The organism is Pseudomonas sp. NPDC089996 (genome assembly GCF_044748405.1).
In the GTDB taxonomy this organism is placed as follows: domain Bacteria; phylum Pseudomonadota; class Gammaproteobacteria; order Pseudomonadales; family Pseudomonadaceae; genus Aquipseudomonas.
Map to the genome: position 1 here is coordinate 21,413 of NZ_JBIVGA010000021.1, position 13,183 is coordinate 34,595.

Consider the following 13,183-nt stretch of genomic DNA (forward strand, 5'->3'; position numbering starts at 1 on the left):
ATCAAAAAACGAGTGCACCTAATATACGCCGCGTTGTCAGGCACTAAGCGAATCACCAGCAACAACGGTGACCGCAAAACAACTTACAAATCAGTAAGTTGAATGAAAAAAAGTGGTTGACAAGCAAAACGAAGAATGTAGAATAGCCGGCCTCAGCAGCGACAACGCGAAAGCGGATAGCCAAAGAGACCGAAGCTAACACAGGCTTCGAGGTGGTAAAGATGTACCGAAGTTCAGTTCCGCGATAGCTCAGTCGGTAGAGCAAATGACTGTTAATCATTGGGTCCCTGGTTCGAGTCCAGGTCGCGGAGCCAATCTCGGGGTGTAGCGCAGTCCGGTAGCGCGCCTGCTTTGGGAGCAGGATGTCAGGAGTTCGAATCCCCTCACCCCGACCATTTTCCGGGTCGTTAGCTCAGTTGGTAGAGCAGTTGGCTTTTAACCAATTGGTCGTAGGTTCGAATCCTACACGACCCACCATGTAGAAAAGGGCATCTCCAAATGAGATGCCCTTTTTTTTGAAAGACCCGGGGTGTAGCGCAGTCCGGTAGCGCGCCTGCTTTGGGAGCAGGATGTCAGGAGTTCGAATCCCCTCACCCCGACCATTTTTGGGTCGTTAGCTCAGTTGGTAGAGCAGTTGGCTTTTAACCAATTGGTCGTAGGTTCGAATCCTACACGACCCACCATGTAGAAAAGGGCATCTCGAATGAGATGCCCTTTTTCTTTGCCTCGGATTTATCCGGACCGGTCGGAAAGGGGCGCAAAGCGCCCCCAGCAATGGTCAATGCAGCTTCAGACGCGGCTCGGTACCCCGGCCGATCTTGCTCCCCAGCATCATCAATGCCGTGCGGAAGAACCCATATAGCGCCATCTGGTGCATGCGGTACAGCGACACGTAGAACATCCGCGCCAGCCAGCCCTCCAGCTTCACGCTACCCATCAGATTACCCATCAGGTTGCCCACCGCCGAGAAACGCGACAGCGACACCAGCGAGCCGTAGTCCTTGTACGCGTAAGTCGGCAGCGCCTTGTTCTCCAACCGTGCCTTCAGGCTCTGCGCCAGCATTGAAGCCTGCTGGTGCGCGGCCTGGGCCCGTGGCGGCACATTGCGGTCGCTATCCGGTTGCGGGCACGCGGCACAGTCACCAAAGGCGAAGATGTTGTCGTCGCGTGTTGTTTGCAGGGTAGGGCGCACCACCAGCTGGTTGATGCGGTTGGTTTCCAGCCCATCGATATCCTTGAGGAAGCCCGGTGCACGGATGCCCGCCGCCCACACCTTGAGGCTGGCCTGGATCACTTCGCCGTCCTTGGTTTTCAGGCCATCCTCGGTCACTTCGCTGACGGCGGCGTTGGTCATCACCTTCACCCCGAGCTTTTCCAGGGTCTTGTGCACCGGCACGCTGATGCGCTCCGGCAGCGCAGGCAGCACGCGCGGCCCTGCCTCGATAATGGTGATGTGCATGTCCTTGGGCTGGATGCGGTCCAGGCCATAGGCCGCCAGCTCGTGCGCTGCGTGGTGCAGCTCGGCCGCCAGTTCCACGCCGGTGGCGCCGGCACCGACAATGGCCACGCTGATCTGCTCGCTGGCCACATCGCCAGCGTGGGCGCGCAGGTAGTGATTCAGCAACTGCTGGTGGAAGCGCTCGGCTTGCTTGCGAGTGTCGAGGAACAGGCAGTGCTGCGCCGCGCCAAGGGTACCGAAGTCGTTGGTATTGGAGCCGACCGCGATCACCAGGGTGTCGTAGCCCAAAGTGCGCGCAGGCAGCAGCTCGCGGCCCTCTTCATCGAGGGTGGCGGCCAGTTGAATCTGCTTGCCTTCACGGTCCAGGCCGCTCATGCGCCCCAGCTGGAAGTTGAAGTGGTTCCACTTGGCCTGGGCTACGTAGTTCAGCTCGTCTTCCGAGGAGTTCAGTGAGCCGGCGGCCACTTCGTGCAGCAGGGGCTTCCAGATGTGCGTGAGGTTGGCGTCGACCAGGGTGATCTCGGCCTGCTTGCGCTTGCCCAGGCTTTTACCCAGGCGGGTCGCCAGTTCCAGGCCGCCGGCGCCGCCGCCGACAATCACGATGCGATGAGTCATGGGGATATCTCATAAGGTTTACGGAATTCGTGGCCACAAGGGCCGGCCGCAAACTGCGCGAATGAAGGGCGAGCGCCAAGCAGCTCATAGCACCAGTTCACTCAGCAGGCGGCTGATGAGACCCAACCCGATGGTCACGGCCAGTACCAGCACAAGGAGCAGCCAGGGCCGAAAAGGCCGGCGCTCGACTTGGTGCTGGGGGGCTCGCAGATACTCATCGACACGACGCTGATCTTCCGGGTTCAGGCGGCTGGTCATGGTGGGCCTCGTCAGGTAGACGTTTGTGACTGCACGAACGCCACAGCGTTCATGCAAGCGCTTCAGACAAATGATAATGCTTTCTATCCCTGGCGCCGAGTTTACGTGATCGCAAAGACTCTCGGCAGTGGATCAAAGACTGATGCCCACGTCGAAAACGATGCTGCGCCCCAGGTTGCCGCGCAAAAAGTCTGGCGCGTCGGGGTGGGCGAACAACACCCGGGCGAAGGTCGGCCCGACCAGCGACAGCGAGCGCCAGCCCTGGCGCAGGTATTCGGTGGGCGGCGGGAAGTGCGTGTTGAGGTCGAGCACTTCGCGCTTGAGGCTGGCAAAGGCAATGATGTCCAGTTCGTTAAGGTCCAGCCCGCGTTCGCGGTAGTTGTGCGCTTTCTTGCGCAGGGTCGGTGCCAAGCGCGCGAGCAGTTCGGCGGCGGCAATGCGCCGGGGGCGGGCTTCGCGGCGCACCAGCTGGGCCAGGGAAAAGGCACTGCGCCGGCGCTGCAGCTCTTCACGCCATTCGTCGTTGAGACGCCGGCCTTCGTCGAGCACGAAAAACACCTCGAATGCCGCGTCGCGAAACAGCACATCCGGAGGCTCCTGGCCGGCTGGGGTGAAGTCCTCGCTGCGGTATGGAATATTCAGCCCTTGCAACAGGCGCTGGCACACCCACCGCTCCCGCTCCCACTTGCGGGCGTTGGAGAGAAAGGCATTGGCTTGTTCGGCCTGGATGGTAAGCAGGCGCAGGTAGTCTGAGTCATCCATGGGAACAAGCTTAGTCGGCAATTGTGAACGTAAGACCCTGTTTGACCGTAGGAATCGGCATCAGGGTGTAGACTCTGGCTATCGGTGCCAGGAGCGCGATGCCAGTGATCAGTGCACAAGTCCTGTCTTCTGCCAGCCTGACCCTCGGCTGGCTGGGCTATATCCCATTGTTGCTCTGGGCTGCATCACGTACGCGGTGGGTAGAGTTATGCACCGACCGGCGCCGTCAGCACCTGCTGTTCGGCACGGTGTTCTGCCTGTTCACCCTGTGGCTGGTCCGGCGCGATTTCGATACGGGTGTGTCCTATCACTTCATCGGCATGACGGCGGTGACCTTGCTGCTGGACTGGCCGCTGGCGATTCTGGGTGGTTTCCTCGCCCAATTGGGCTTGTTGGCGCTGGGGCGGCAAGACCTGGCAGCACTCGGGGTCAACGGCTTGCTACTGGTCGGCTTGCCCGTGCTGATTACTGAGGTGTGCGCGATCCTGGTCGAGCGCGCGCAGCCGCGAAACCTGTTCGTCTACATCTTCTGTTCGGGGTTCTTTCCCGCTGCACTGACAGTGCTGATTTGCGTGCCGGTGGCGTTGGGAGTGCTGTGGCTGGACGGGCGCTTTGCGATGCCGGAGTGGCTCAGCGATTTTATCGGCTACCTGTGGCTGATGATGTTCCCCGAGGCGTTCATCAACGGCATGGTGATCAGTGCACTGGTGGTGTTCTGCCCGGAGTGGCTGGAAACCTTCAACCGCACCCGGTACCTGCAGGCGCCCTGGAAGGATGAAGAGCGCTGAACAGTCGACCAGCGCGGCCTTTGTAGGAGCGGCCTTGTGTCGCGAAAGGGCTGCAAAGCGGCCCCAGGATTTCCGCCCCAAGCTGAAATTGCCGGGGCCGCTTCGCGGCCCTTTCGCGACACAAGGCCGCTCCTACAGAGACCGGGTGTGTTCATGTCAGTGCCGGGGCTCCAGCTCCCCGGAGAACAGCTCATCCTCGGCATCCGGCGCCACCGGAATCTTGTGCTCCTCAGCCGCCCAGGCCCCCAGGTCGATCAGCTTGCAGCGATCGGAACAGAATGGCCGGTACGCATTGTTCTCGTTCCATTCCACAGGTGCGCCACAGGTCGGGCATTCGACGGTCAATGGCTGGCTCATGGCTGGCCTCCTCGTAAAGTCAGGTAAAAATGATGCAGGCGGTCAACCTGCTCATGCAGCGCGGCAAGGTCGCCGTCGTTGACCAGCACATCGTCGGCATGGCCCAGGCGTTCTTCACGGGCCAGCTGGGCCTTGAGAATGGCCTGCACCTGCTCAGGGCTGGTGTTGTCACGCGCCAGGGTTCGCGCCACCTGCAGTTCCTGCGGCACATCTATCACCAGCACGCGCTGGACCCTCTGGTACTGCCCCGACTCGATCAGCAGAGGTGAAACGTACACCGCGTAGGGCGACTCGGCCTTGGCCAGGTAACTGAAAATCTCCTGCCCGATCAGAGGGTGCAGCAGTTGCTCCAGCCACTTGCGCTGAGCGGGGTCGGCAAAGATCAGCTGGCGCAGGGCCGCACGATCAAGCTGGCCATCGTCAAGCAGCACGCCGGGGCCGAAGCGCTCGACGATGCTCGCCAGCGCCGGGCGGCCGGGCTCGACCACCCAACGCGCCGCCTGGTCGGCATCGACCAGGTGTACGCCAAGTTCGACGAAGCGCTCGGCGGCGGCGCTCTTGCCGCTGCCGATGCCGCCGGTCAACCCGAGAATCCAGGGGGTGAAGGCCTTGGTGGTCATCACATTCCAAACAGTTGCAGATAGAAGGCGTATATTTCATCACCCCAGAGCACAGCAATCCACCCCGCAATGGCCAGATAAGGGCCAAAGGGTATGGCAGTGCCGACCGATTGCCTGCGCACGCGCAGCAGGCACAACCCCGCCACCACACCGATCACCGATGACAGCATCAAGGTGACCGGCAATACCTGCCAGCCGCCCCAGGCGCCGATCAGTGCCAGCAGCTTGAAGTCACCATAGCCCATGCCTTCCTTGCCGGTGATCAGCTTGAACACCCAGTACACCGACCACAGGCTCAAGTACCCAGCCACCGCCCCCCACAATGCATCGTGTAAAGGCATCACAATGTCGAAGGCATTGACTACCAGCCCCAGCCACAGCGTCGGCAGCACCAGCACATCGGGCAACAGTTGCTGGTCATGGTCGATCAGGCTCAGCGCCAGCAGGCTCCACGTCAGCAGCAGCAGGGCCAGCGCCTCGAGGCCAGCGCCGGAATGCCAGGCCACCACCATCGACAACAGTGCACAGGCCAGCTCGACCAGTGGATAACGCGCACTGATCGGCTGTTTGCACGCCGAGCAGCGTCCGCGCAATGCCAGGTAGCTCAGTACGGGAATGTTCTCCCAGGCGCGGATCGCGTGGTTGCAATGCGGGCAGTGGGACGCGGGGAGGGACAGGTTGAAGCGCGCGTGCTCGGTGGTCGGCAGGCCCAGCACCTCCTGCGCCTCGCGCTGCCACTGGCGTTCGAGCATGATTGGCAGGCGATGCACCACTACGTTGATGAAGCTGCCCAGCAATAGGCCGAACACGCCGGCCAGGGCAATGAAGCAGGCCGGCTGCTCGGCCAGTAAAGTCCATGAAGTCATATTCAGATCAAGCTACCCAACTGGAAGATCGGCAGGTACATCGCCACCACCAGGCCGCCGACCAGCAAGCCCAGGACCAGCACGATGGCCGGCTCCAGCAGGCTGGTCAACTGGTCAAGCGCCTGGCTTACCTGTTCCTCGTAATGGCTGGCAGATTTCTCCAGCATCTGGTCCAGCGTGCCACTGGATTCACCGATGGCGGTGAGTTGCACCAACAATGGCGGAAACAGCGGTTCAATGGCCATCGCCTGATTCAGCGCCTGCCCGTTGGCCATGCCTTGGCGCAAGCGCAGCACCGCCTGCTCGTGCAGGCCATCGCCGCAGGCTTTGGCTACCGTGACCAGCGCATCCAGCAACGGTACCCCGGCAGCATAGGATGTCGCCAGGGTGCGGGCGAAGCGCGCCAGGGCCGCCTGGCTCAAGAGCTTGCCGAACACGGGGAGGCGCAAGGCTTGTGCAGTTATCCACAGACGTGCTGGCGCGTGCTTCTGATACAAGCGGGTCACGGCATATCCCAGGCCAAGCGTGGTTATCAACAGCAGCGGTGCATGGCGCGCCAGCCCTGTGGACAAGTCGATCACCCACTGCGTGAAGGCCGGCAACGCTGTATCGAAACCGGCAAATAGGCTCTCGAACCGTGGAATCACCTCCAGCAACAAGATCGCCGACACCCCTAATCCGGTCAGCAGCAGTAGCAACGGATAGAGCATCGCCTTGCGCACGCGTTTACGCAGCAGCTGGCGCTGTTCCAGCATTCCTGCCAATTGCTCCAGCTGCCGATCGAGCGTACCGGACTGCTCGCCCACGCGAATCAGGTTGCAGTACAACCCATCGAACCACGCAGGATGGCGCTGCAGCGCATCCGCCAGCCCCAGGCCCGAGCCCACATCCTGCTTCAATTTACCCAGCAATGCTGCCTGCCCCGCATCGCAGCCACTGCGGCCCATTACCTCGAAAGCCTGCAGCAGCGGCACCCCGGCCTTGAGCAAGGTGGCCAGTTGGCGGCTGAAACCCGCCGGGTCGGTCTTTTCCCGAGCTTTAGGCAATCGCCATTCAAACCCGCCGGCCGCCCGCAGGCTGACCACGTGGATGCCCTGGCGCTGCAAGCCGGCCCGTGCATAGGCCGGGCTGAGTCCGCTGACCTGGCCGCTGACCGAGGCGCCGCTGGCATCGGTGCCGCGCCAGGTATAGAGATGTGTGGATGGGTTCATGCAAAGGTCCTGTTCTGCTCGTGCGACAAGCCTGGAAACAGCTTGCCGCGTCCATGAGCGGGCGTATGTCCGTGATGCTCACTAGAGTAGTTCAGCGAAGATGACGCCCCGCCAGGCAGGGGTGACAAAAGGTGTCTGTTCAGGCCTACTGCGCCGCTGCCAGCTGGGGGGCAGTAGGCTCCCCACGAGTACGCGTATCAAAAAGGAAATCGTTCATGAAAGGGCAACGGGGTATCACCCTGATCGAACTGATGATCGTCGTCGCGATCATCGGCATTCTGGCGACCATCGCCCTCCCGATGTACACCAATCACCAGTCGCGCACCAAGGCGGCGGCCGGGCTGCTGGAGATCAGCGCGCTGAAGACGGAGATGGAACTGCGGTTGAACGAGGGCAAGGAGGTGACCAATGTGGCCGAGTTGGGCGGCCAGCCGGCCACGGCGAACTGTGCCATCACGGTCAGCAGCAAGGCGGCGGACGGGACCGGGACCCTTGAGTGCACCCTGGCTGATGCACCGGCCAATGTGGTTGGCAAGAGCCTGACCCTGACCCGCTCGCCTACTGGCTGGAGCTGCACGACCAACATCGAGGAAGACCTCGCGCCGAAGGGCTGCAAAGCGTCCTGAGGAAAGGGGAATAAGGTCGGGGAAACAGGGGTTTACGCGGCGGGTGCGGCAGTGGTACGTTGCGCTACACGCCGGTGTAGCTCAGTCGGTAGAGCAGCGCACTCGTAACGCGAAGGTCGCAGGTTCGATTCCTGTCTCCGGCACCACATCCAGCTCCACTGCATTCCGCTGAATGCTTTGGAAGCCCTCTAAACCGGCCTTCTGGCCGGTTTTTCGTTTCCACGACCCTCCGTCTGGAACCAACAAAATCCCCAATAACCGGGGGTATTTTTGGGGTACAGCGTCTTTCCTGAATGGAGAACGTACCCCTATGCCACGCCTAGCCAATCCGCTCAGCGACCTCAAATGCCGCACGGCCAAACCGCGTGATCGGGCCTACAAACTGTTCGACGGCGGGGGTATGTACCTGTATGTCGCGCCCAGTGGCTCTAAGACTTGGCGGCTGCGGTATTTCAAACCCAACGGCAAGGAAGGCACGCTGATCATCGGCAAGTACCCCATCGTTTCGTTGGCCGTGGCGAGGACCAAGCGCGATGAGGCCAAGGCCCTGTTGCTCGACAACCTTGATCCGATGGAAGAAAAGCAGAAGGCCAAGATCGCAGCTCAGCGGGCGAGTCTTCTGTTTGAAACCGTCGCTTTGGAGTGGCACGGCGAAATGTCCCGACGGTGGACTGAGGCCATGCCAAGACGGTGCTGAGCAGGTTGCGCACTCATGTTTTTCCACTGATTGGCCAGCGGCCTATTGCTGAACTCGACACCCATGATCTCCTTGAGGTCACCCAGCAAATCAAGGATCGCGGCACCATGGATGTAGCGCTGCGTGTGCAGAACTATCTCTCCACGATAATGCGGGGTGCGAAGCGGGCGCGGCAGATCACCCAAAATCCGGCGCTCGATCTGGCTGGCTCGATTCAAGCGCCGCGTACAGTTCACCGTCCAGCACTCTCACTGAATCGCCTACCTGAGCTGTTGAACCGAATCGACAACTACACCGGTCGCGAGCTGACTCGACTCGCAGTGCTGCTGACGCTGCATGTGTTCGTGCGCTCCAGCGAACTGCGCTTTGCACGGTGGGATGAATTCGATCTGCAACGGGCAATGTGGGAGATCCCCGATACCCGCAAGCCGATTGAAGGCGTCCGCTATTCCACACGCGGGACCAAGATGAGTGGGGACATTCAGATAGTGCCGCTGTCGCCTCAAGTGATCGAAATCCTTGAACGGCTGCGCAGCTTGAATCGCTTCTCTGAACTCGTATTGCCCGGTGACCACAGATACTGGAAACCCTCGTCGGAGAATACGGTTAACCAGGTGCTGCGCAATATGGGGTATGACACTACCAAAGACGTATGCGGGCATGGTTTCAGGACCATGGCTTGTAGCGCCTTGCTGGAATCGGGTCTATGGACGGATGCGGCGATTGAGCGGCAGATGAGCCATCAGGAGCGTAACCGCGTGCGCGCCGCGTACATCCACAAGGCCCAATTTCTGGAGCAGCGTCGGTTGATCATGGCGTGGTGGAGTAACTACATCGATGCCAACAGATCGGGCCATGTTACCCCTCATGAGTTTGCCCACCCGGTAGGCGACAACGTCACCGCCTTGCCAAATGGCCATGGCGCATTCAATCGCGGGTGAGCCTCCAAGATCGGCGCTGGCTGCTCTTTCACGCAGGTCCATCCAAACAGGGCTGCAAAGCCGCCCTGTTTGGATGGACCTTACTCTGAAGAGCTAAAAGCCACGATGTTGTCCGGGATTTACCACGGAATTCCACCGGTGGATAACCGCTTTTCAGGTCCGAAGTAGCGCTGAATTGCGGCCCTTGACCGGGTTTATCCACAAGCGTAGAACTGGCCGTGCAAGCGCTGTCGATGACAGCACCCCAGGTGGCCCGAACCTTCAAGGTCACGCCCCTCTCGCGGTGGTTCTCCCCAAGGGCGATTAGCATTCGGCAGCTCGCCCGGTCACTACCCATGTGATGGATGCTCTTACACATATAGCGCTCGTGCGCCAGATACACCGTACCTCGCTGCCCTGCAGCAACCTATCCGCTTGGCCGGCTATTGCGCCAACCTGTGCCCGTCTCTTTCTGTGGAAAGAGACGGGCATTTCTACCACTGCTGCAGCCCTGATCGCACATGGCTTTGCGGCATTCCCCCTCGTGACAATCGGCGTGACAAACGCCGATGTCACCAGCAACAGCCATGTAGATGATGGTGCCGCAGACCAAGGAATGGACTGCACCTGACTGACAGTCAGGCATGCCCCTGTCATCACATTGCTGCTTGCACATAGCTCAGGATCTCGCGGCATCGGTCTCGTCAGCCAATGCAGCCTCCACCCGCCCACCGGTAAGGTGCTCAGGAGGCCAGATCATGAGATGCCCTTGCTCTTGGACGTAAGGAGCCGCTAGTCCCGCGTTAGAGGACATCCCCACAGGTCGCAGGGGCCTTGATCCCTGATAACACTCAGCATTCTTGGCGGGATGACGTGGGGCGAGGATCGGAGAGCGAACGATGAGGAGACCAACATGGCATTGGTGGGCAGACGCGATGGCCGCAATTTCGGCTACGGCAGGCAACTGAGCTATGCAGGGCCGCAGGCGTTGAAAGACATGTTCGGCAGCGGCCACTACGGCACGGTGAAGGCACACTGTGATCGGTGGCAGGCATTCGTGAAGTGGTGCCGCTCAGAACAGGGGCCGGGTATCAATGATGCGCGGCAGATTGATCGGAAGGTGTTGGCGGACTATGCGGCGTATCTGCGCGACGTGGTTAGGCGCGGTGACCTTGCTGTCAGCACCGCACAAAATCGCCTATCCAGCGTTAACAGGACCATGGCGGCGCTTCGCGGTGATCAGTACGTGAAGTTGCCAAGTCCGAGCAAGGCGTTGGGTATGCAGCGCACCGGGGTTCGCCAGTCTGTGCCACAGGGCCAGGACCGCAAGCAGGTTATGCAGATCGTCGATGCGCTTTGCCGACATCATCAGCTACGAGCCGCTGCGATCGATTTGTTGGCACGAGCGACTGGCATGCGTTTACGTGAAGCCATCTTGGCTGACCTGCCACGGTTAAGCCGTGAGGCTGAAGCCTGCGGCAAGATCAACATCCAGGACGGCACCAAAGGCGGCCGCGCCGGCGCATCGGCGCCACGCTGGATTACGGTGGACGACCATGTTCGAGGTGCACTTGAGTTTGCACAGAGGGTTTCGCCTGCGGGTAGCCGCAACCTGATTGCGCCACACGAAAGCTACCTGCATGTTCTGCAAGAAATCATCCGACCTGCGCGGGGCATCCTGCATTCACACAACCTCAAAGGCTTCCATGAGCTACGAGCGGCATACGCATGTGAGCGCTATGAGCAAATCACCCAACACCGCGCGCCTATCAACGGCGGCCAATGTTGCCAGGTAGATAGGAACCTTGATCGTGAGGCCCGTTGGCAAGTCAGCTACGAACTGGGGTACGGTCGGATCGATGTGGTCGCCGCCTACTTCGGAGGACGGACATGAGCAAGCGATTCGATATGGAGTTGTTCTTGGCTGGCGTGCTGACCGGATCGCACGCCACACAACAACGCCATTTGCGGCAGGCGAGAATCATCCAAGCAGAAATTTCAGAGCGTTGGCAGCGACAGACGCCTTGGGCTTGGCAGAAAAAGCATGTGGATTGGTTTCTTGAGCATCGCCTAAATCGACCCAGCGAGACGACGCGGTATTACTATCTGCTGACCGTGCGGCTGCTCGCCCGTCGTTTACAGAAAGCATGGGTTTTCAACCTCAGAGCGAGGTACTGCTCTTGATAGGCACGACTGGCAGCAATCGACCCACTGAGGCCATTCACAGATGTCTGTTATCGACCAACAGCGGACGTTTAGAATCTCTCATTTAGCTACATAAGGTTACTGCGGGACGCTGGCCTTTGCCTGGCCGTATTGATAAATTATTGGGCTGTGATAGCTTTCAAACAAATACTGGAATACGGTGGGGATCGATGAAGCTCAACCTGGAAGAAGTTTTCGTTACTGAGGGTGTCCCTACCTTCACTTTTGTTAAGCCACCGAACTTTAATCGGATATTGCTTGATGTCCGCAGCGCGGGAAAGCCTGTTGTTCTGGAAGGGCAGTCCGGCACTGGAAAGACAACCTGCATCAAGCAAATCCTCAAGGAGTTGGCCGATCAGTTTCCGACGGAATATCTGGCGGCTCGCGAGCCTGTCGATGTATCACGAATCGAAGAAATCGCTCGTGAAAGGCCAGCTGGGCGCTTTGTCATCGACGACTTCCACCGCCTATCTTCGAAGCTTCAAGAGAGCCTTGCTGACCTTGCAAAGGTTTCCGCAGAGAGCTCCAACCCTAGCACGTGCACAAAACTAATTATTGTCGGAATCAACAACGTAGGGTCTAACCTAATTCAACTCGTTTCCGATATCGCCAAGCGTGTCGGAATCTACACCATTGCGCCGGGTGGCGAGAAAGAAATTCGTGATCTCGTGGACCGAGGTGCGGAGAAAATGGGAGTCAAAATCCCTGACGTCAATTTGATCTTCGAAGAGGTTCGCGGCGACTACTGGCTAGCGCAACAATTCTGTCAATCTATATGCCTAAAAGCTGGTGTGATGGAAACCTGCGACGAAATAATTGACATTACCTTCGATGTCGCCGACGTGCGCAGGGATGTCGTGGAACAATTACGCGCCGCCCACTATCCAGCAGTGAAAGAATTCTGCCGGGGAAAACGCTTTCGGCCCAACAATCTACCGTATTTCAAATTACTAAAGGCAATCGCTGAAAGCGGGTCATCCAACGTCGAGCTTACAGAGCTAGCGAATAGCGATCCATTAGTAAGGGGTAGCATAAACAATATCAAAGATCGTCGCCTGCCGATCCTGCTTGAGTCCAAGCCACTCGCAGCTAGATGCTTTTACTACAACAAAGAGACCAAGTATTTCTCGATTGATGACCCGGCTCTTTTCTATTTTTTGCGCCACCTTGATTGGGAAGCGCTGCGCCGGGACTGTGGTTTTCGGGAGCTGGCGGAAAACTACGAATATGATATCGCGCTTTCGTTTGCTGGAGAGAACCGCGATCTTGCCAAACATATAGCAAATCAGCTACTGGACCTCGACGTTCCTGTTTTCTACGACGAAGCTTTCGAATCGAATTTTCTCGGTAAGGCGTGGACAAAAAAATTCAGAGAAATTTTCGCGGACGAAAGCCGTTATGTCGTGGTGCTACTTGACAAGCATCATGCCGAGAAAATCTGGCCAACATTCGAGCGCGAGCACTTTACACCTCGCGTCGCCGATGAGCATGTAATCCCCATTTACTTGGATGACACCAAGTTTGTTGGGATCCCCGCGGACATTATCGGCGTGCATTTTAAATTCGATCAGGATGATCCTACATGGCGGGAGAATGCTGATCGGGAGATCGTTGAAAAACTAATTGGTAAGTTAACATAAAGTTACAATACAGTCACGCATCGCTTCGCTAACTGAGCATTGTGAGCGTACGTTAACGGCCGAGGTTGTGTAAAAACGTTTTGAGCGCCGAAATTGATCGATTAATGACTAAGTTCGGCGTCTCCAAACGAATTCTGAGTATCCATCACCGCTCTAGCG

General features: G+C 58.8%; 12 protein-coding genes, 6 tRNA genes and 1 pseudogene. 12 read left to right on the top strand and 7 right to left on the bottom strand.

Features of this window, described 5'->3' with window-relative positions; genetic code table 11:
• Positions 1–238 precede the first annotated feature (238 nt).
• The 5 genes from ACIPW4_RS25105 (at position 239) to ACIPW4_RS25125 (ending at position 683) form a co-directional block, all read left to right on the top strand.
• Positions 239–314 (top strand) — tRNA-Asn (locus ACIPW4_RS25105).
• Between the two features lie 4 nt (positions 315–318).
• Positions 319–395, top strand: a tRNA-Pro gene (locus ACIPW4_RS25110).
• Between the two features lie 6 nt (positions 396–401).
• Positions 402–477 (top strand) — tRNA-Lys (locus tag ACIPW4_RS25115).
• 48 nt (positions 478–525) lie between these two features.
• Positions 526–602 (top strand) — tRNA-Pro (locus ACIPW4_RS25120).
• 5 nt (positions 603–607) lie between these two features.
• Positions 608–683: transfer RNA gene (locus ACIPW4_RS25125), tRNA-Lys, on the top strand.
• Positions 684–778: 95 nt separating this feature from the next.
• On the opposite strand, the gene ACIPW4_RS25130 is transcribed toward ACIPW4_RS25125, so the two are convergent.
• The 3 genes from ACIPW4_RS25130 to ACIPW4_RS25140 form a co-directional block, all read right to left on the bottom strand.
• On the bottom strand, positions 779–2,074 hold the full coding sequence (locus ACIPW4_RS25130; protein ID WP_400662808.1) for an NAD(P)/FAD-dependent oxidoreductase: 1,296 nt from the start codon (positions 2,072–2,074) through the stop codon (positions 779–781).
• A gap of 84 nt (positions 2,075–2,158) precedes the next feature.
• On the bottom strand, positions 2,159–2,332 hold the full coding sequence (locus tag ACIPW4_RS25135; protein ID WP_060512989.1) for a DUF3094 domain-containing protein: 174 nt from the start codon (positions 2,330–2,332) through the stop codon (positions 2,159–2,161).
• A gap of 132 nt (positions 2,333–2,464) precedes the next feature.
• On the bottom strand, positions 2,465–3,094 hold the full coding sequence (locus ACIPW4_RS25140) for a DUF1780 domain-containing protein (protein WP_400662811.1): 630 nt from the start codon (positions 3,092–3,094) through the stop codon (positions 2,465–2,467).
• Between the two features lie 98 nt (positions 3,095–3,192).
• Between ACIPW4_RS25140 and ACIPW4_RS25145 the strand changes: the two genes are divergently transcribed.
• On the top strand, positions 3,193–3,882 hold the full coding sequence (locus ACIPW4_RS25145; protein WP_400662814.1) for an energy-coupling factor ABC transporter permease: 690 nt from the start codon (positions 3,193–3,195) through the stop codon (positions 3,880–3,882).
• A 156-nt stretch (positions 3,883–4,038) separates the two neighbouring features.
• On the opposite strand, the gene yacG is transcribed toward ACIPW4_RS25145, so the two are convergent.
• From yacG to ACIPW4_RS25165, 4 genes are read right to left on the bottom strand one after another with little or no spacing between them, the layout of a single operon-like run.
• Positions 4,039–4,239 carry a DNA gyrase inhibitor YacG gene (yacG, locus tag ACIPW4_RS25150; protein WP_400662817.1) on the bottom strand — a complete coding sequence of 67 codons (201 nt, stop codon included), beginning with the start codon at positions 4,237–4,239 and terminating at the stop codon, positions 4,039–4,041.
• Complete coding sequence (coaE, locus tag ACIPW4_RS25155) at positions 4,236–4,859, bottom strand: dephospho-CoA kinase (RefSeq protein ID WP_400662820.1); 624 nt, start codon at positions 4,857–4,859, stop codon at positions 4,236–4,238. Before coaE ends, yacG begins: the two co-directional genes overlap by 4 nt.
• A complete protein-coding gene (locus ACIPW4_RS25160) occupies positions 4,859–5,725 on the bottom strand; it encodes a prepilin peptidase (RefSeq protein ID WP_400662822.1) in 867 nt (288 codons plus the stop codon). Before ACIPW4_RS25160 ends, coaE begins: the two co-directional genes overlap by 1 nt.
• A 2-nt stretch (positions 5,726–5,727) precedes the next feature.
• Complete coding sequence (locus ACIPW4_RS25165; RefSeq protein ID WP_400662825.1) at positions 5,728–6,936, bottom strand: type II secretion system F family protein; 1,209 nt, start codon at positions 6,934–6,936, stop codon at positions 5,728–5,730.
• A 215-nt stretch (positions 6,937–7,151) separates the two neighbouring features.
• Between ACIPW4_RS25165 and ACIPW4_RS25170 the strand changes: the two genes are divergently transcribed.
• From ACIPW4_RS25170 to ACIPW4_RS25195, 6 genes and pseudogenes are all read left to right on the top strand, one after another.
• Complete coding sequence (locus ACIPW4_RS25170; RefSeq protein ID WP_400662828.1) at positions 7,152–7,562, top strand: pilin; 411 nt, start codon at positions 7,152–7,154, stop codon at positions 7,560–7,562.
• 70 nt (positions 7,563–7,632) lie between these two features.
• Positions 7,633–7,708, top strand: a tRNA-Thr gene (locus tag ACIPW4_RS25175).
• Between the two features lie 164 nt (positions 7,709–7,872).
• A pseudogene (locus ACIPW4_RS25180) lies at positions 7,873–9,200 on the top strand (tyrosine-type recombinase/integrase).
• 892 nt (positions 9,201–10,092) lie between these two features.
• Complete coding sequence (locus ACIPW4_RS25185; protein WP_400662831.1) at positions 10,093–11,073, top strand: integrase domain-containing protein; 981 nt, start codon at positions 10,093–10,095, stop codon at positions 11,071–11,073.
• On the top strand, positions 11,070–11,363 hold the full coding sequence (locus tag ACIPW4_RS25190; protein ID WP_400662833.1) for a hypothetical protein: 294 nt from the start codon (positions 11,070–11,072) through the stop codon (positions 11,361–11,363). The genes ACIPW4_RS25185 and ACIPW4_RS25190 overlap by 4 nt, the downstream gene beginning before the upstream one ends.
• Positions 11,364–11,554: 191 nt before the next feature.
• Positions 11,555–13,024 carry a TIR domain-containing protein gene (locus tag ACIPW4_RS25195; RefSeq protein WP_400662836.1) on the top strand — a complete coding sequence of 490 codons (1,470 nt, stop codon included), beginning with the start codon at positions 11,555–11,557 and terminating at the stop codon, positions 13,022–13,024.
• Positions 13,025–13,183: the final 159 nt, after the last annotated feature.